The sequence below is a fragment of the [Pseudopropionibacterium] massiliense genome (assembly GCF_900607225.1).
GTDB classification, from domain to species: domain Bacteria; phylum Actinomycetota; class Actinomycetes; order Propionibacteriales; family Propionibacteriaceae; genus Arachnia; species Arachnia massiliensis.
This window is the reverse complement of record NZ_LR027842.1, coordinates 2,348,954-2,367,237: the sequence shown is the minus strand read 5'-3', so window position 1 is coordinate 2,367,237 and position 18,284 is coordinate 2,348,954. Positions and strand designations below refer to the sequence as shown.

General features: G+C 68.6%; 17 protein-coding genes, 1 tRNA gene and 1 pseudogene. 16 read left to right on the top strand and 3 right to left on the bottom strand.

Annotation, left to right across the window (positions count from 1 at the left end; all coding sequences use genetic code 11):
- Positions 1-310: 310 nt before the first annotated feature.
- The 9 genes and pseudogenes from E0E39_RS10540 to E0E39_RS16805 form a co-directional block, all read left to right on the top strand.
- Positions 311-1,468, top strand: a complete 1,158-nt coding sequence (locus E0E39_RS10540) for an ABC transporter substrate-binding protein (RefSeq protein WP_130874694.1) — start codon at positions 311-313, stop codon at positions 1,466-1,468.
- Positions 1,465-3,282, top strand: coding sequence for an ABC transporter permease (locus tag E0E39_RS10535; protein ID WP_130874693.1), 1,818 nt, complete (start codon positions 1,465-1,467; stop codon positions 3,280-3,282). The genes E0E39_RS10540 and E0E39_RS10535 overlap by 4 nt, the downstream gene beginning before the upstream one ends.
- On the top strand, positions 3,282-4,199 hold the full coding sequence (locus E0E39_RS10530) for an ABC transporter ATP-binding protein (RefSeq protein ID WP_130874692.1): 918 nt from the start codon (positions 3,282-3,284) through the stop codon (positions 4,197-4,199). Before E0E39_RS10535 ends, E0E39_RS10530 begins: the two co-directional genes overlap by 1 nt.
- Positions 4,192-4,947: an ABC transporter ATP-binding protein gene (locus E0E39_RS10525; protein ID WP_130874691.1), complete on the top strand. Its 756-nt coding sequence runs from the start codon at positions 4,192-4,194 to the stop codon at positions 4,945-4,947. The genes E0E39_RS10530 and E0E39_RS10525 overlap by 8 nt, the downstream gene beginning before the upstream one ends.
- Positions 4,931-5,872: a uroporphyrinogen decarboxylase family protein gene (locus E0E39_RS10520; protein ID WP_130874690.1), complete on the top strand. Its 942-nt coding sequence runs from the start codon at positions 4,931-4,933 to the stop codon at positions 5,870-5,872. Before E0E39_RS10525 ends, E0E39_RS10520 begins: the two co-directional genes overlap by 17 nt.
- Before the next feature lie 14 nt (positions 5,873-5,886).
- On the top strand, positions 5,887-7,563 hold the full coding sequence (locus E0E39_RS10515) for a urocanate hydratase (protein ID WP_130874689.1): 1,677 nt from the start codon (positions 5,887-5,889) through the stop codon (positions 7,561-7,563).
- A 27-nt stretch (positions 7,564-7,590) separates the two neighbouring features.
- Positions 7,591-8,712: an S-methyl thiohydantoin desulfurase domain-containing protein gene (locus E0E39_RS10510; protein ID WP_130874688.1), complete on the top strand. Its 1,122-nt coding sequence runs from the start codon at positions 7,591-7,593 to the stop codon at positions 8,710-8,712.
- Entirely contained in the window at positions 8,699-10,336 is a 1,638-nt protein-coding gene (locus tag E0E39_RS10505) for an HAL/PAL/TAL family ammonia-lyase (RefSeq protein ID WP_130874687.1), read from the top strand. The genes E0E39_RS10510 and E0E39_RS10505 overlap by 14 nt, the downstream gene beginning before the upstream one ends.
- A gap of 535 nt (positions 10,337-10,871) precedes the next feature.
- Positions 10,872-11,276, top strand: a pseudogene (locus E0E39_RS16805) (aminoglycoside phosphotransferase family protein); the annotation flags it as partial.
- Between the two features lie 87 nt (positions 11,277-11,363).
- On the opposite strand, the gene E0E39_RS10485 reads toward E0E39_RS16805, so the two are convergent.
- Entirely contained in the window at positions 11,364-11,990 is a 627-nt protein-coding gene (locus tag E0E39_RS10485) for a TetR/AcrR family transcriptional regulator (RefSeq protein WP_130874686.1), read from the bottom strand.
- A 128-nt stretch (positions 11,991-12,118) separates the two neighbouring features.
- Here E0E39_RS10485 and E0E39_RS10480 point away from each other — a divergent pair, with 128 nt between their 5' ends.
- The 5 genes from E0E39_RS10480 to E0E39_RS10460 all read left to right on the top strand — a co-directional run bounded on the left by E0E39_RS10480 (position 12,119) and on the right by E0E39_RS10460 (position 16,342).
- Entirely contained in the window at positions 12,119-13,294 is a 1,176-nt protein-coding gene (locus tag E0E39_RS10480; protein WP_165444740.1) for an alpha/beta hydrolase, read from the top strand.
- 191 nt (positions 13,295-13,485) lie between these two features.
- Positions 13,486-14,346, top strand: a complete 861-nt coding sequence (locus E0E39_RS10475; RefSeq protein WP_130874684.1) for a helix-turn-helix transcriptional regulator — start codon at positions 13,486-13,488, stop codon at positions 14,344-14,346.
- 111 nt (positions 14,347-14,457) lie between these two features.
- Complete coding sequence (locus tag E0E39_RS10470; protein ID WP_130874683.1) at positions 14,458-14,820, top strand: PadR family transcriptional regulator; 363 nt, start codon at positions 14,458-14,460, stop codon at positions 14,818-14,820.
- Positions 14,817-15,641, top strand: a complete 825-nt coding sequence (locus E0E39_RS10465; RefSeq protein WP_130874682.1) for an ATP-binding cassette domain-containing protein — start codon at positions 14,817-14,819, stop codon at positions 15,639-15,641. The genes E0E39_RS10470 and E0E39_RS10465 overlap by 4 nt, the downstream gene beginning before the upstream one ends.
- The gene (locus E0E39_RS10460; protein ID WP_130874681.1) at positions 15,641-16,342 is read left to right on the top strand and encodes an ABC transporter permease; all 702 of its coding nucleotides are present in this window, start codon (positions 15,641-15,643) and stop codon (positions 16,340-16,342) included. Before E0E39_RS10465 ends, E0E39_RS10460 begins: the two co-directional genes overlap by 1 nt.
- Positions 16,343-17,046: 704 nt before the next feature.
- Here the strand turns inward: E0E39_RS10460 and E0E39_RS16405 are convergent.
- A complete protein-coding gene (locus E0E39_RS16405; RefSeq protein ID WP_245988277.1) occupies positions 17,047-17,235 on the bottom strand; it encodes a hypothetical protein in 189 nt (62 codons plus the stop codon).
- Between E0E39_RS16405 and E0E39_RS10455 the strand changes: the two genes are divergently transcribed.
- Positions 17,156-17,569, top strand: coding sequence for a MarR family winged helix-turn-helix transcriptional regulator (locus tag E0E39_RS10455; protein ID WP_245988473.1), 414 nt, complete (start codon positions 17,156-17,158; stop codon positions 17,567-17,569). The two genes, E0E39_RS16405 and E0E39_RS10455, sit on opposite strands and share 80 nt — an antisense overlap.
- Here E0E39_RS10455 and E0E39_RS10450 read toward each other — a convergent pair.
- Positions 17,531-17,603: transfer RNA gene (locus E0E39_RS10450), tRNA-Lys, on the bottom strand. The two genes, E0E39_RS10455 and E0E39_RS10450, sit on opposite strands and share 39 nt — an antisense overlap.
- Before the next feature lie 54 nt (positions 17,604-17,657).
- Here E0E39_RS10450 and E0E39_RS10445 point away from each other — a divergent pair.
- A complete protein-coding gene (locus tag E0E39_RS10445) occupies positions 17,658-18,281 on the top strand; it encodes a hypothetical protein (RefSeq protein WP_130874680.1) in 624 nt (207 codons plus the stop codon).
- The last annotated feature ends 3 nt before the right edge of the window (positions 18,282-18,284 follow it).

The window sequence follows — 18,284 nt, the reverse complement described above, 5'->3', positions numbered from 1 at the left end:
AGCAGGTCAACAAGGACATAGGTTGGAAACAGTCCATCAACCATGGGAGCAATCATGCAGCATGCAGCGATCCTGACCGGCCCGGTCGTGTTCTGCCCTGCCTGCATGTGTTGTTGTCGTCCCTGTTGATCCTTTTCGGCCAGGCTTCTTGAGCCCGAGGGTCGCCTGAGCGCGGCCGGCTCGTCGCCCATCCCCGATTTCCGAGGTGGCTGATTTCGTCCTCCTGAAGCGGTTCTCCGTTTGGTTTTCGCTTTCCAATTCGCCGTCCATTTCCGGCGATGTTCAACCCTGCCCAGAAATGAGTATTGCCATGCCCAGAAATCTATCCCGCCGTGCCTTGGTCGGAGCCATTCCCGTATTCGCGGCATTGAGTGCCTGCAGCGCCCTCTCCCGGGCCGGCGCGTCCGGGAGCGGCGCCGCCGATCAGGGCGGGGCGGTCATCTTCGGGGTCTCGGGACCGAGAACCGGGGCCAGCGCCGAGTACGGCCAGTACTGGCAGGAGGGCTTCGACCTGGCCCTCGAGGAACTCAACGCAGCCGGGGGAGTGGACGGCCGCAAGGTGGAACTGAAATGGGAGGACTCCCAGTCCGACCCGAAACAATCGGTGCCGATCGCGCAGAAGTTCGTCGCCGACGCCGCCGTCATAGCGGAGCTGGGGGACTTCTCCTCCGGGGCCTCGATGGCCGCGTCGGCCACCTACCAGCAGGCGGGGCTCGTGCAGTTCGGTTTCACCAACTCCAACCCCGACTTCACCAAGGGCGGCGACCACATGTGGTCCACATCCCTGACCCAGGAGTTCTACCAGACCCGCGCCGCCCAGTGGATCGCCGCCAAATATCAGAAAATATCGCTGGTCTACCTCGAGAGCGACTGGGGCAAGAACTCCTTCGACATCTTCAAGGCGGCCGCCGTGGAGGCCGGACTGGAGATCGCATACGAGTCACCCATCCAACCCGACTCCGAGGACTACCGTCCCGTCCTGATCAAGGCCCGCGACGCCGGACCGCAGGCCGTCGTCCACCTCGGCTACGGACCCGACGGCGCGCGCATCGTGCGGCAGCTGCGGGAGATCGGTTTCACGGGCCAGTTCTTCGGCGGCCAGAACACCCCGCAGTTCCTGGAGGCCGCAGGATCCGCCGCGGAGGGAACGATCATCATCGAGAACTTCCTGATCGGCAACGACTCCCCGGCGGTCGTCGACTTCAACAAGCGGTTCAAGGACAGGTTCGGGCACGACCCCAGTACCTTCTCCGCCTACGCCTACGACGCCCTCAACGTGCTGGTCGAGGCGGTCCGGCGTGGCGGCGCCACCCGGGAGGGTGTCTTCAAGGCCCTTTCCGACGGCGGCAGGTGGAGCACCGTGCAGTTCGGGGAGTTCGAGTTCTCCGCCGATCGCCGCCCCGGCGACGTCACACTCCTGCCCGTCACAGTCAAGAACGGCAGCTACGTGCCGGCGGAGGCCTCATGATCGACACGATCGTCTCGGGACTCGTCCACGGCAACGTCTACGCGCTGGTCGCCGTCGGCATCTCCCTGATCTTCGGCGTCACGGGCGTGGTCAACTTCGCCCAGGGCTCCATCGTCGGTTTCGGCGCGATGCTCGGCTGGTGGTTCATCGACGTGTGCGGGTGGCCGTGGTGGTTGGCACTGCTGGCGGTGGCCGCCTCCAGCGCCCTGATCGGCTGGGTCGTCAACCTCACCGCGGTACGTCCCCTGATCAAGGCGCCCCCGATCGCGGCGCTGCTCGCCACCTTCGCCGCCTCCATGGTGCTCGACAACCTGAGCCAGATCCTGTTCACGGCCGACACTCGCGAGTACCCTGCCCCGCTGCCGACCGACAACCTGCCCGTCGGCGGGGTCAGACTCGGCACCTCCGACGCGGTCGCCTTCGGCTTCACCATCGCCTCGATGCTGGCCCTGTGGGCGTGGCTGCGGTTCGGGCGCGACGGTCTGGCCGTGCGCGCCACCGCCTCCGACCCGGACGCCGCCCGCCAGATGGGGATTCCCGTGAAAAGGGTCCAGAACCTGTCCTTCCTGCTGGCCTCCTGCCTGGGTGGGATCGGGGGAATCTTCTTCGGCATGTACGCGGGTGTCATCTCGCCCTACTCGGCCTCCTTCACCGGAACCGTCGGCTTCATCGCCGCAGCGGTCGGAGGCCTGGGATCCATCGTCGGCGCCGTGGCCGGCGGGTTCGTGATCGGCCTGCTGGAGGCGCTCGGCATCTACCAGTTCGGCGGCGGTGCCCGGGACCTGTTCATCTTCGGCGCTTTTCTGCTGGTGCTGCTGCTGCGACCCCACGGGCTGTTCGGTTCCCGGCACGCCGTCGCATCCGAACCCATGACCGGCACCTTCCTCGGGGCCGGCCGCCCACCCAGGCTGGTGTGGTGGCACTGGGTGCTGCTCGCCCTGGTCGCGGGCCTGGCGGTGCCGCTGCTGGGCGGTCCGGTGCCCAGCTCCGTCGGCACCCAGGTGGCGATCTACGCCATCATCGCGGTCCCCATGACGCTGCTGGCCGGATCAACCGGACAGATCTCCCTCGGACAGGCGGCGCCCGTCGCCATCGGCGCCTACGCATCCGCGCTGCTGGTGATGCGCCTGAACCTGCCCTTCCTGGTGGCCCTGCTGCTGGCCGGGGTGATCGCGGCAGTGCTGGCCACCCTGGTGACCCTGCCGATCTGGAGGCTCGACGGCCACTACGTGTCCATGGCGACCCTGGCCCTCGGCTACATCGTGCTGTCGGTGATCCGCGGCTGGGATGCGGTCACCAAGGGCGCCTACGGGCTCTCCGGCATCCCCGCCCCGGAGATCCTCGGGTTGCGGCTGCTGGTGGCCGAGGACCACTACCAGCTCGACCTGGTGATACTCGCGATCACGCTGTTCGTCGTGTTCAGGATCCGTTCCTCCCACCTGGGCAACGTCCTGGCCGCCGTCGGCTCCGACGAGATCGCGTCGCGTTCCCTGGGGCTGCGCACCCGCGGCTACAAGGCACTCGCCTACGCGCTGGCCGCCTTCTTCGCGGGGATCGCGGGGGCACTGCTGGCGCACCAGTACAACTACCTCGACCCGACGGTGTTCACCGTCCAGATGTCCGTGCTGGTGCTGACGATCGTCGTGCTGGGCGGGATGAACTCCCCCTTCGGGGCGGTGCTCGGCTCCCTGGCCCTGGTCGGGTTGCCCGAGGCGCTGCGCCTGGCTCCCGACGTGCGCATCCTGCTCTACGGGGTCGTCGTGATCGCGATCATCCGTTTCCTGCCCCAGGGACTGTGGACGAGGAGAGCATGATGACCACACCCACCACGCCCGTGCTGAAAGCAACCGGTCTGCACCGCCACTTCGAGGGGGTCCATGCCGTCGCCGGCGTCGACCTGGAGGTCGCCCCGGGACAGACCGTGGCGATCATCGGACCCAACGGGTCGGGCAAGACCACCACCCTCAACCTGGTGACGGGGGTGCTGCGGCCAAACTCCGGGAAGATCGCGATCCGAGGCCACGCGGTGGCGGCCCGTCATCCCGAGGAGGTCGCGACGGCCGGGGTGCTGCGGACCTTCCAGAACGGTCGCGTCTTCGGGAATCTGACCGTCGCGGAGAACATCTCCGTCGGCCTGCACCGCGACCTGAAGGCCCACCGTCCCCTGAAACACCTGGCGGAGATCCCCGTCCTGCGCTGGTCCCTCGGCTGGTTGCCGCTGCTCGGTGAGGTGCTCGCGGCGCTGCTGCCTCTACCCGGGGTCAGGAAGGAACGCGAAAGAATCAGGCAGCGAGTGACGGCCGGGATCGACAGGTTCCCCGAACGCCTCGGTGACCGCGCCGACGACCTTGCCCACACCCTCAGCTACGCGAACCGGCGTCGCACCGAGATTGCCCGCTCCCTCGCGGGAGACCCAACCCTGCTGGTCCTCGACGAACCGACCGCGGGAATGAACCAGTCCGAGACCGCCGAGATGCTGGAACAACTTCTCCGCCTCAAGGCGGCGGGGCAGTCGATCCTGCTCGTGGAGCACAAACTCGACCTGGTCATGACACTGTCCGACCACGTGCTCGTGATGGACGACGGCCACGTGATCGCCTCGGGACCGCCCGAACAGGTCAGGAACGACCCTGCCGTCATCGAGGCCTACCTCGGCAGGCCGGAGGACGCACGCCGCCGCGCCCGCGAGGAACGGGCACGCAATGACCGGGAAGGAGGAGACGATGCCTGAGACGCTGCTGGAACTGCAGGGGATCGAGGTCAGCTACGGACAGGCCAAGGCCCTCAACGGGGTGAACCTGACGGTCCCCAAGGGGCGGATCGTCTCGCTGCTCGGCGGGAACGCATCCGGCAAGTCCACCACGATGAAGACCATCCTGGGTCTGGTTCGCCCCCAACGGGGCAGGGTGCTGCTGGACGGGCAGGACATCACCACCTGGCCGACGTCACGCAGGGTGGCCTCGGGCATCGCCTCGGTGCCCGAGGCGCGCCGCATCTTCGCACCCATGACCGTGGAGGAGAACCTCCTGATGGGCGCCTACACGCGGCGCGACAGAACCGGCATCCGCGACGACCTGGCGGCCCAGTACGACCGCTTCCCCCGCCTCGGGCAGCGACGGCGCCAGGCGGCCGGGACCATGTCGGGCGGGGAACAGCAGATGCTCGCCTTCGCCCGGGCACTCATGAGCCGCCCCCGGCTGATCTGCATGGACGAACCGACAATGGGTCTGTCACCCCGCCTCGTGGACGAGGTCCTCGACACCATCGCCGCGTTGAACACCGACCTGGGACTGGCCGTGCTCATGGTCGAACAGCAGGCGGAACTGGCCCTCAGCATCGCCCACCACGGCTACGTGCTGGCCACCGGGAACCTCGTGCTCGAGGGACCGGCCGGAGAACTGTTGGACAATCCGCGCGTCCAGGAGGCCTACCTGGGGCGCACCACACGAAACGGAGACGACGATGACGACCAAACGTGACCGATTCCTGACCGCCGCCCAGGGTGGCACCACCGACCGGCCCCCGGTCGGGGCCTGGGTGCACTACGGGTCGGCGAGATGGAGCCCGCAACAGGTGGCTGATGCCCACCTGAGGTTCTACCGCGACTACGACTGGGACTTCATCAAGGTCATGCACGACTACCGCATCGACCTGCCCGAGGGGCTCGAGGAGATCACCGACCCCGCGCAGCTCGACGACGTCCTGGCCGATCCCGGGGCGCCGCTCGACAGTCACGCCAAGCAACACGAGGTGCTGGAACTGATCCGCGCCGCCGCCCCCGAGGCCGCCGTCATCGAGACGGTGTTCTCACCCACCCAGGCCCTCGTCAGGGCACTCGGCGGCAGCGTCATCGAGTATTTCAAGGTGGATCCGGCGCTCGCGCACCGCACCATCTCCCGGGTGGCCGACGTCCTGGCCCGCTACGCGGCCGGGCTGGACGGGCTCGGTGTCGATGGTCTGTTCGTCGCCGTCAACGGGGCCAGCAGGGACGCCACCAGCTTCGGTCTGACCCCTGAACAGTTCCGCGACTGGGTGGCCCCCTACGACATCCAGGTGCTTGCCGCCGCGCCGTCGCTGGTGCGGATCGCGCACCTGCACGGCGAGGAAGCCGACCCGGAGCTGATCACCGACTATCCTGTCGAGGTGCTGAGCTGGTCCGACACGTCATCGGCACCCACCATTCCCGAGGCCACGAGCCGCTACGGCTGGGTGCCGATGGTCGGGATCGACGAGCTCACCAGCCTCTACTGGACCCCCAGCGAGGCGGCCGCGCACGTCGTCAGGGCGCGCCGCGCCGCGGGGGACCGCCTGATCGTGGCACCCAACTGCACGCTCCACTCCGACACCAACCCTCTGGCGTTCGTCGGCCTCAGGCGGGGCGTGGACGTGGCCCTCACGAACTGAAGGAAAGGAACCGTATGACCGTCACGGCCCGCAGGGGAACCGAGTTGCGCTGTCGGAACTGGCGGGCCGAGGCGCTGCTCCGTCTGCTGGAGAACGTCCTCGAGGTGGGGGAGAGACCCGAGGAACTGGTCGTCTACGCATCCATCGGCAAGGCCGTCAAGGATTGGGACGCCTACAACCGGATCACCGATGCCCTGCAACGCCTCGAGGAGGACCAGACCTTGGTGCTCCAGACCGGCAGGCCCGTGGCGGTGCTGAACACCCACGCCGCCGCCCCGATGGTGGTCTCGGCGGTGAACAACACCGTCGGGAACTGGGCCACGGAGGAGAAGTTCTACTCCCGGTTGGCGGAACACAAGACGATCTGGGGCGGGCTGACCGCCGCGGCCTGGCAGTACATCGGCCGGCAGGGCGTGCTGGGAGGCACCTACGAACTGCTGCGCACCGCCCTGGAAAAGCACTTCCGGGAACCGGCCGCCCCACACCGCTGGGTGCTCACCGCGGGGCTGGGCGGCATGGGCTCCTCCCAGCCGATCTCGGCACGGATGCTGGAGTTGTCCACCCTGGTGGTGGAGGCCGATCCCGCGAAACTGGCCAGGCTCCGGGCTGCCGGCGGCATCGACCTGGTGCTCGACGACCTCGACGGCGCCCTCGCCACGATCACCGCGGCGACCACCGAACGCCGCCCCGTCGCCGTCGGGCTGCTGGGCAACGCCGCCGACGTGTTCCCCGCCGTGGTCGCCCGCGGCGCACGCCCCGACATCGTGACCGACCAGACCGCCGCCCACGATGCCCGCTACGGCTACCTGCCCTCCGGCTACACCCTCGACGCCTGGGCCGAGACCCGCGAAAGCGACCCGGAGCAGGTGGAACGCGACGCCCGCGCCTCCATGGCAGCCCAGGTGAAGGCCATGTTGGAACTCGGCCGTCGCGGGTCGGTGGTGTTCGAGAACGGCAACAACCTCAGGGTGCAGGCCGCCCAGGTCCTCGACGAAACCGAGAAACAGCGGGTCTTCGCGGAGATCCCCGGTTTCATGGAGGGCTACCTGCGACCACTGTTCAGCCGTGGGATCGGACCCTTCCGCTGGATGATCCTCTCAGGCGACGACCACGACCTCGCGGTGGTCGACGACCTGGCGGTGACGATGTTTCCCGAACGCCCCGAGATCGCCCGGTGGATCGGGTTGGCTCGCCGCCACATCCCCACCCAGGGTCTGCCCGCCCGGTCCTGCTGGCTCGGGTACGGGGAACGCTCGGCCCTGGCCCTCGCCGTCAACGAGGCCGTCGCCGACGGACGGATCAGTGCGCCGGTCGCCTTCAGCCGCGACCACCTGGATTCGGCCGGCATGACCCACCCCAGAATCGGTACCGAGGGCATGCGCGACGACTCCGACGGCGTGACGGACTGGCCCATCCTCGACGCCATGCTGCTGGCCACCGGCGGTGCCGACTTGGTGGCGGTGCACTCCGGGGGCGGCGGCTACTCCGGATGGATGCAGTCGGCGGGGCTCACCGTCGTCGCCGACGGCACCGGGGCGGCGGCAACCAGGCTGCGCCAGGCCCTCGACCTCGACTCCGGGCTCGGGGTCATCCGCCACGCCACCGCGGGCTACGAGGAGGCCCTCGACGCGGTGCGTCGATCCCACGAACCGGGTGCGCACGGCGTACCCCTCACCCTGATCCGGAACTGACCCGCACCGACCCGAAGGAAAACCGACATGCGCGAACTGACCATTGATGACGCCCGCTGGGCCGTTCTCGGCGGGGGCGTCCTCGCCTGCGGCGGCGGGGGCTGGCAGGACCACGGGGAGCTGATGGGGCGGATGGCCACCACCCTCAACCGTCCCGTGCTGGCCGGCGTCGACGAACTGCCGGAGGACTCCTGGGTGGCCACCGTCACCGCGATCGGCGCCCCGGCCGCCCCCGACTGGGAGATCCGTCCCATCGACTACGTCGACGCGCTGAGAAAGCTGATCGACCTCTCCCCACACCCCATCTCAGCCGTCATCACCGGGCAGAACGGCTACTCCACCACCCTCAACGGCTGGATCCAGTCCTCGGTGCTCGGCGTGAAGGTCCTGGATGCGGCCGGCGACGTGCGCGCCCACCCCACCGGGAAACTCGGCTCCCTCGGGCTGACCACCCGCGAGGGATACGAAACCATCCAGGTGGTCTCCGGCGGCAACCGGGCCCTCCACGGGCACCTCCTGAGCATCAACATCGGCCGCGTCGACACCTGCGACGACGTGCTGCGCGACATCTCGGTGCGCTCCGGAGGATTCATCGCCTCGGCCCGTAACCCCGTCGAACTCAGCTGGGTGAAGGAACACGCCGCGCTGGGCGCGATCTCCCTGGCCCTCGACCTCGGCAGGGCCATGGAGGAGACCGGGTCGGGCCGTTCCCGTGCCGGGAAACGCGTCACCAGGACGGTTGTGGACTTCCTCGGTGGTGAGGTCGTCGACGAGGGACCGCTCGCCCACGAGGTGGAGCTCGTCACCAGAGGCGGCTGGGACCACGGAACCTTCCGGATCGGTGAGCACACCGTCCCCTATCTCAACGAGTACATGGCCATCGACGGCCCCGGCGGGCGCGTGGCCACCTACCCGGACACCATCGTCATCCTCCGGAGGGACACCGGGCTGCCGCTGGCGGTGAAGGACGCCACCGAGGGATGCGAGGTGACCCTGGTGAAGGTGGACGCCACGAAACTGCCGCTGTCCTCCTCGGCGGTGGACCGCGTCGCCGTCGGGGAGTGCGAGGAGATCATGGGCATCGAGTTCCTGAAATACCTCCCGGAACGCCGGGAAACCCCGGACGGCGGAACCCGTGCACAGGCATGAGACCCCCGAGAAACGCTCCCGGGCAGGGAGCAGGCCGCTCCGACTGACCCTCAACGGCGCCTCCCTGACCTGGCGCGACCTGGCCTCGGCCCTGAAAACCGAACACGTGGAGGTCGCCCTTGACCCCGTGTCACGCAGCCACATGCAGCGCGCCCGGGAGGCGGGGCTGGAAATCCTGGAATCGAACCCCGGGATGAGGGCCTACGGCTGGAACCAGGCACTCGGGCCGTTCAAGGACCGGCGGCTGGAGCCCGAGGAACAGCTGCGCTTCCAGGTCAACGTGCTGCGTTCGCACAGCACCGGCCTGGGCGAGGCGCTGCCGCGCCGGGTGTCGCGGCTGGCCCTGATCATCCGCGCTAACTGCCTCGCCAGGGGCACCTCCGGGGCCCGTCCAGAACTGGTCGAGCGGATGAACGACGCCGTCAACCTGGGGCTCGTCCCGGTGATGCCCGGCACCGGTTCCATGGGCACCGGCGACCTCCAACCCATGGCGGCCGCCGGGCTGGCGCTGACCGGGGACGTGGCGGGAAGGGTGTGTGGCGACGACGGTGCGGAACGCTGCGCACCCCGGGCGTGGGCGGCCATGGGACGAGACGTCGAGTTCCAGCTGGCACCGGGGGAGGCGATCGCGCTGATCTCGGGATCGGCCGTGCTGACGGCCCACCTGGCGCTGGCCGTCGAGGAGGTCTACCGGCAGGTTGAGACCTTCCTGGGCGCGTTCGCGCTGTTCTGCGAGGCCGCCAGGGTGGAACGCAACGCCTTCGACCCGCGGATCCACGCCGAACGCCACATGCCCTGGGAGATGCAGGCCAATGACCTGATCCTGAGGCTCATCGGCGACAGCCAGTGGGCGACGGACGAGGGCAGGCGCCGAGCAGGGGAGAGCGCCCCGCGCATCCAGGACGCCACCTCGGTCCGGTCGGTGCCGCACCAGATCGGCGTCATCCTGCGGGAACTGGAACGGGCCCGGGAGGACGTCACCCGCGAGGCCAACTCCTCGACCTGCAACCCGATGCTCATCCCGGACCACACGGGCGAGAGCTACGAGTTCCTCTCCGGCGGCAACTGGGACGCGACGGTGCTGGGGCACGCGGCGCAGTCGGTGAACAGCTGCCTGGCGCGGCTGGCGGTGCTCACCAAGGACCTGGCGGCCCGGCTGCTGCACGACGGCTGGAGCCACGGGCTTCCCGCCGGACTGAGCGGAGGGGAACCCGGCCTCAACTCCGGCATGCTCCTGCTGCACACCAGTGCGGCCGCCCTGATCCCCGAGATCCAGCTGCTCGCGAACCCCGTCGGGGCCCTGTCCTTCCCCCTCAAGGGTGGCCAGGAGGACTTCCACACCATGGCGATGGCCGCGGTCAACGGCCTGCGGGCCAACAGCCGCCGCTTCGACCAGCTCCTGGCGGTCCTGTTCATCATCAGCGGACAGGGCATCCACCTGCTGGAGGAACGAATGCGAGGACTGTCGCTGGGGACGGGATCGGCGCGCATCCACGAACAGCTCCGGGCTCGGGTCATGCCGCTGGGTGAGGACCGGGTCCTGACCCCGGAGGTCGACGCGTTGACGGATGCGATCGGCAGGGGGGAGTTCTCCGTCGTGGTCCACGACCTCCTGGAGGACTGACCGGGCCGGCCCGGAAGGGACCGGGATCACGCGGCCCAGTCGCCGAGAGCTCCTTCCAGGGCGCCCAGCGCGGCGTCGATGAGGGCCCACCGGTCCTCCTCCGGGCAGCCGTTGTCGACCCATCGCAGGGCGGCCGCGTCGATGAAACCGAAGTAGCCCCACAGGGCGTAGTCATGAAGAACGGGTCGACGGGGACGACGCCATCCGGCCGGCCTTCCCGGACACCCCCTCGGAGCTGGCGGACTGGGGTCGGGACATCCATCGCGCCCACCAGGACCTCATCGGGCTGCGGCGCCGCAATCCCTGGCTCGTCACCGCCACCACGACGCCCCTGCACCTGGAGAACACCCGCTACACCTACCGCGCCGGCGCGAGGGACGGGAGCAACCACCTGGACGTCGCGATCGACCTTGCCGATGCGCCCTCGCTCGCCATCGGGAACGCGAGCGGGCGCGTCCTGTGGGAATGGCGACACTGGAGTCATGTGGGTGGGTGATGGTGCTGCCTTCGAGCACTCCGGAATGCGAGAGTCGAAGTGATCCAGATCTCACGTGAGTTCTCTGCCGTGATCCCGGGCAGAGAGGGAGGGGCCACCCGGGACTGGCTGGAGACGTTGCCGGGTGCTGCGGCAGATGTGCTCGACGGGTGGCATCTTCGCCGGGAGGGGCCGCCGATGTACGGGATGTACACCCTGATCCTGCCTGTTCGGCACGCGGACGGGAAACACGCTGCTCTGAAAGTGAGCTGGGTCGACGAGGAGACCCGGTTCGAGTCCGTTGCGCTGCATGCGTGGAGCGGTCATGGGGCGGTCCCGGTGCTGCGCACCGACGAGGTGACCGACGCCATGCTGCTGGAACGACTGGATGAGTGGCGGGTCCTTCTGGACGTGCCGATTCAGGAAGCGCATGACACCGCCGCCGGTGGGGCAACCGCCGGCGCGTTCCTCCGGTTGGGGGCGCAGGCGGGGGTTGTGATCAAGGTCTCGGCCCGGGGACGGGCCTGGTCGATGATGTCTCACGCGACCGCCTCACCGCGGTGGGGCGGTCGCGTCGGGTGGAAGTCTCTCCAGCAGGTGCTGCACTCTTTCCCCGGCTTCCGCGGTGTCGGTTCCCCCGAGGATGGCCTCCTCGGCGATCAGGCCCAGCGCCGTGTGCAGAAGGATCTCGGCGGTCACATCCGGGGAACAGCCGACCACTCCCTCCGCCGACCACCGCGTCGCCAGGATCACCAGGTGGTCCCTGACGGTGAGGAAGTGGTTCCGCATCGCCTCGCGCAGTTCGGGGTCACGTGGCATCTCCGACCAGGCGTTCACCGCGATCCGTGCGGAGGTGTTGAAATCGGTTCCGGTGTCGCTGTCGTGCAGGAGCCCGAGGACCGACGCGAACGTCTCGGCCACACCCGGGAGCCTCGCATCCGTGGTCAGCTGGTCGAGCTGCTCCACCACGCGCCCGATCCTCAGGGCGCACACCGCACGGATGATCTCCTGCTTGCCCCCCGGGAAGTAGCGGTACACCGTTGCGGAGGACATCCCGGTCTCGCCGATGATGTCGTCCATCGACGTGGCGTGGAACCCGACGCGAGCGAACCGGTGGGCGGCCGCGACACAGATGCGGGCCCGCTGCCTGTCGCGGAAGGCCTGGGTCACTCGGGGCATGGGATCCACCTTGTCACACGCCCGCCCGGGAGGGCCGTGTTTGTGTCACACGGATCGACCGCATATTCTCAAATAGAAACGATCGTTTTTGTTTGAGATGGGAGCAACCCGTGCGACACACCTGGACCGTGAATGACTTCCCGATCGGCTTCGAGCAGATCCACCCCGAGTCGAGCATCAACTTCCAGCTCAACCGCCTCTATCACTTCTCCGGCGATCCGGTGCTGCTGAGGCAACTGAGGAAGGCGGCCCCGAACGTGCGTGATTTTGTCTCCCTGGTTGCCGAACTCGTCCCGCTGGCCGAGCAGGCCGAGGCGGATGGCGAATTCCTGAGGGCCGCCATGTGCTACCGCGGCGCCGCGTTCGTGACCTCCGCCTCGGATCCCCACAGGTACGACTGGTGGAAGCGATTCCGCGAACTCTCCAACGCCTGGTACGGCATCGGGCCGGAGGCTCGTGGCACGGTTCCGTTCGGCACCATCGACCTCCCGGTTCTTCGATTCGCCCCCGAGGGGAGAAGCCGGGGAACCGTCGTGCTGATGAACGGTTTCGACGGCTACCTGGAGGAGTTCACCCGCCCGATGCTGGTGCTGCGCGACGCGGGATTCGAGGTCATCGCCTTCGACGGGCCGGGGCAGGGGGAGGTGCTGGAGACCACTCGGAGCCCGATGATCCCCGAGTGGGAACGCCCGACCGCGGCCGTCCTGGATCACTTCGCACTCGACGACGTGACCGTCATCGGCTGCTCCCTCGGTGGTGGGCTCGCCGTGCGGGCCGCCGCCTTCGAACCCAGAATTGCGCGGGTCATCTGCTTCGACGTACTACCCGACCTCTTCGGTTCCCTCGCGCGGATCGCGCCGGCCCCGGTGCGGGAGTTGCTCCGGAGGATGGTCCCGCTGGGCATCGGCAGGCGGGCGGTCAACGCGGTGATGAATAGGATCGCCGCCAGGGATCCGCTGATCGGCTGGGGCGTCCAGCAGGGGAAGCTGGTCATGGGGGCGGACGACCCGTTCGACTTCATCCGCGCCACCCTCCGGTTCCGGACCGCACGCTACAGTCACCGCCTGACCCAGGACGTGCTGCTCATGGCCGGCGCCACCGACCACTACGTCCCGATCGAACACCTCCACGACCAGATGGCCACCCTCACCGGGGTGCGTTCCCTGACCGCTCGGGTATTCACGCAGGCCGAATCGGCCGGGAATCACTGCCAGCTCGGGAACCTCGGCCTCGCGTTGCGGACGATGCTGGACTGGTTGGAGCAGTTCGTTCCCGAGGTGAGAGAGGTCAACGTCGAGACGTGAGGGTCGACGACCCGGCTGACGGCGCCGGGGTGCTCCGGTGTGGGGCTCGTGATGCAGGCATGGACCGGGCGTCCCGGATGCGACCGTGCGCCCGTGCGAAGGTTCGATATCCGATGTCGCGGGCCTTCCGGGTGGTGCGAAGATCGCTGATTCCTCCCTCGCCGCCGCGCTGATTTCGTATCATGACCGACATGGATCACAGGGCGGAGGTGAGTGAGTTCCTGTCCACACGCCGGGCCCGGCTCCAGCCGTCGGACATCGGCCTTCCCGCGGTCGGCAACCGCCGCCGCGTGCCCGGCCTGCGCCGGGAGGAGGTCGCGATGCTCGCCGGCATCAGCGCCGACTACTACACCAGGCTCGAACGCGGCAACCTGTCCGGGGTCTCGGACGGCGTGCTGGAGGCGCTCGCGACCGCCCTGAGGCTCGACGACGCCGAACGCTCCCACCTGGACGACCTCGCGAGGTTCGCCAACACGGCCTCGACCAGGCGGATCCGGGAGGAGGGAATCCCGCAGGGTGCGCTGCGTCCCGGGATCGCCCGCATCGTCGACGCCCTGAGCGGAGTGGCCGGGTTCGTCATGAACGACAAACACGACCTGCTCGCCATCAATTCCCTGGGACGGGCGTTGTTTCCTCCCGTGTTCGCCGGCGAACCGCAGGAACCGGTGAACCTGGCCCGTTTCATGTTCCTCGATCCGGCGGCGCACGAACTCTTCAGGGACTGGGAGGAGGCCGCGGGCATGCTGGTCGGGAACCTGCGCACCGCCGCCGGTCGCAATCCCTACGACACCGAACTCCACCAGCTCGTCGGGGAGCTCTCCGCCCGCAGCGGGGAGTTCTCGAGGCTGTGGGCGGCCCACGACGTCCGCATTCACCGCACCGGGGTGAAGGTCTTCAACCATCCCGTCGTGGGGGAGCTCACCCTCGCCTACGAGGTCCTCGCGATCGCGGCCGACCACGGCCTGGCCCTGACCGTCTACATGGCCCGGCCCGGTTCGGTGGAGGAGGAGTCAATGGCCCTGCTCGCCGACCGGGGCGAGGCCGCCCGGTAGCGGTTCCGCAAGGCGGGGTGGGCCGAGATCCCGCACCCGAGGGCGGTGGTGGTTTGCGCGCGACAGGTGGATAGTTGGACTTACTACCGGTAGATAGCTAGGCTACCAAGCATGTTCGACGGCTTCCGGCAGCAGTGGATCCACGGTTTCCTCGACCTCTGCCTGCTCGGCATCCTCGCCCGGGGACGCGAGTACGGGCGCGGGCTGGCCGCGGGGCTCGCCGAGGCGGGATTCGGGGAGATTCCCGGCGGGACGCTCTATCCGGCCCTGCTGCGCCTGGAGAAACAGGGACTCGTGCGCTCGATCCGGGTGCCCAGCACGCTGGGACCGGTGCGCAAGTACTACGAACTGACGCCCCTCGGGGCGGAGGAGGCGTCGCGGCGCCGGGGCGAGTGGCGGAGTTTCCGTGACGCCGTCGAGCGACTCGTCTCAGGGGCGGCGGCGGATACCGGCGACGAGGGGCCAACGCGATGACCGGGGAATGGGAACTGATGCTGGCCGGGCAGCTCGTCGAGGCCGGTCTGGGCCGCGCCGAGGCGGACGGGCTGGCCCGCGACGCGGCGGCGGAGGCGCTGGATGCGGGCCGCGACCCCCAGGAGCTGTACGGACCGGCCGTCGCCTACGCCTCCACCCTGGTCAGGACCCTCCATGTCGCCGAGACCCGGGCGCTCGGCGCGAACCGGCGTGCGGGAGAGGTCGTGCTGCGGCTGCGATCCGTCTCGAAGAGCTACGGGAGACGCGAGATTCTCAGCGGCATCGACCTAGAGCTGCGGGCCGGTGAGATCGCCGCCGTGGTCGGCGCCAACGGCTCCGGGAAGTCCACGCTGCTCGGGATCTGCGCCGGCCTGATCCGCCCCTCCCGCGGTGTGGTCCAGCGGGTTCCGCGCATCGGTTACGCCCCGCAACTGGGAGGGGTCGCCCCGCTGCTGACCCCGGACGAGCACTTCCGTCTGTTCGGGGCGGCCAGCCGCATGGGGGCCCGGCGGGCCAGGGCGACGGGACGCCGGCTCGCCTCCCTGCTCGGCTGGCATCCGCGTCGCGATGTCGTGGCCTCACGGCTCTCGGGTGGCACCCGGCAGAAACTCAACGTGGTGCTCGCCGAACTGGACGGCCCCGACCTCATCCTGCTCGACGAGCCCTATCAGGGGTTCGACGAGGACTCCTACCTGATCTTCCGCAGCCAGCTGCTCCGCTGGCGCGACCGCGGGGCCGGGATCCTCATGATCACCCACATGCTGCACGATCTCGACGACGTCGACCACGTCATCGAGCTCCACCCGAGGGAGGGGCTGTGATGATCCGGGCCGTGTTCGTCACCAGCCTGCGGGACATGAGCCGGCGCCTCACGGCCCTGGTGTTCATCCTGCTGCTCCCGCTGGCCTTCTACCTGGTGCGCATCGACGTGCACTGGCAGGCGATCCGGTTCCTGTCGATCGGCATCGGCTGGGCCGTGGCGACCCTGTCGCTGTTCACCTTCATCGCCGCCCGCGACCTGGACAGGCGGTTGGTGGTGGCGGGTGCCTCGCCCTCGGCGCTCTTCGCCGGGCGACTGATGGCCGTGATCGCCGTCGGGCTGGGCCTGGCCGTGATCTACTTCGGGGTCGTCGCCCTCACCCTGGATAACCTGCCCCGGATGTGGGCGGTGTTGCTGCTGCTGGTCGTGACCGTGCTGATCGGGGCGCCGTTGGGTGCGGTGGTGAGTCTGGTGATCGTCAGGGAGCTCGAGGGCGCCCTCGCGCTGCTGGCGCTGATGGCCGTCCAGCTGCTCGTCGATCCCGACAGCTCCTACGCCGGGTTCATGCCCCTGTGGTCCACCCGTGAACTGACCGGTCATGCCCTCGACGCGCCCACCGCCAACAGCCTGTCCGACGGGCTCGGGCACTTCGCCGTCACCGTGGTGCTGTGCACGGTGGTGGCATGGGGGTTCAGTGCCCTCAGGCTGCGCACCAGGAGATTCGAGCCGATCCCGGGATTCCCGGGGGAGTCGCCGCGCTGAACCGCCGGGGCGCGACAGGAAACTTCGACGAGGCGGTCTCGTCCGTCGGCCCTGTTCCGGGACGAGAGGGGGCAGTGGCCCGCGGCGGCCCGTCCTGTACACCCCGATTCTCGACTCGCGCCGCGGGTTCTCGTCACCCAGTGGCCCGCCTGCCACGTTGACCGCGCGGCAGTGACCGCGTCCTCGTCGCTGATCCCGTGCGTACACGCAGAGAGGGCGACGACCAGCTTTCGGCTCGGTGTGGGAGTCCGCCGTCTGCAACACATCCGGGGTGCCGAAACGTCTGCATTGAACTGCGATGAATCGCGGGCTCCTCCGCGGGCCGTCGCGGCGCGTGCACCGTGCGGAGCCGCACTCACCTGATATGAGGTTCATGGAGGCTTGTTCATGGCCTCTCCGAAGCTGGTTGAGCCGGACCGCGACGAAGGAGCAGTCCGAGTCGAAACCACCCCATAGGTGTCTGAGGAATCCGGGGTCCGAGTGTGTTTCTCGGCCGCGTGGTGGTTTCGACACAGCCGTTCGCTGGCGCTCACGAGCTGGCTCAACCAGCATCCTGTGAATAAGCCTCATGCTATATGTAATTCGTATAATCTGGGGCGCGAACGTCGCACTCACGGGGCCGTGTCCGGCCGTGGTGTGCGGGAATGGCTCCATGTCCCGCGTCGTGAGGAGTGAGCAACCGTGAATGGAACCGCGTCGGCTGATCAATCGGCCAATCGGATGATTCTCGCGCTGCGAAGGCTGAACGGCGCGTTCGCGGCGAGCAACCGTGTCGTCGGTGAGGTGCTGGGGCTCAGGGACGGCGACTTCGCCGTGCTCGACGCGCTCAGCCAGGAGGGGCCGCGGACCCCGACCGAGCTGGCACGCCGCACGAGGACGCACGTGGCGACCATGACCGGTATCCTGGCCCGGCTCGAACGGGATGGTTGGATCGAGCGGCGTCCGGATCCGGCCGACCGCCGATCGGTACGCATCCACGCCGCCGGGATTGACCGGCTCACCGAGGCGTACTCCCGCATCAATGAGAAGCTGGCCGAACACGTCTCCGGGTGGTCCGCGGAGCAGGTGGAGATGATCACCCGTTTCCTCATCGGCGTCGGTGACATCGTCGCGGCGTTCTCGGAGAACATGGCCGGGAAACAAGAATCGCAGATGGTGGAGCCGACACAGGTCCACCGGACCCCCTCGTGCCCCCAGCGGGGATCGAACCCGCGACCCATGGATTAAAAGTCCACTGCTCTGCCAGCTGAGCTATAGGGGCGGACACAGTCTAGCCGCACTGCCTCTGCCCGGTCCACATGGCAGTCTTGGACCCATGGGTGAACTGGGTGGTTTGCTGTGGGTGCTGGCGATCGGGCTGCCGTTGCTGGCGCTGGCCGTCTGGCTGGATGTGCGACGTCGACGTCGGTTGGAGGGGAAACCCGTGCAGGACGCGATTGAGGAGGAGCCCGGATACCTGACCCAGTCGGAGATCGACGGCCTACCCGCTCCGGGCGTCCGGCGCCCCGTCCTCGGGGCCGAACCGAGAGGCGAACGGCTGGAGATCGGACTCGCCGATCCGGGGTTCGCCGACGTGAACGGTCGCGTCGACCTCGAGAACGCGCACGTGCTCGTCATCGAGGGGACGGGGGTGAGTATGCGAGAGTTGATGATCCCCATCGCCCTGCATCGGCCGCTCGTGGTGGTGGCGCGGGGAATCGACGGGGAGGTGCTGGCGACGCTGGTCGCCAACCGGAAGAGCCTGGCGATGCCGTTGGCGGCCGTGATCACCGACCTGATCCCGGAGGTCGCGGACCTGACCGGAGCATCGCCGGTATCGGTTGCGGACCTCAGGGCCGGATACCTACCGGCCGAACATCTCGGGCACGTCACCCGCTGGGTCACCGAAGGCACCCGTACCTGGATCGAGCCCCCACCCGCCCCGGTGGGAACGACATAAGGC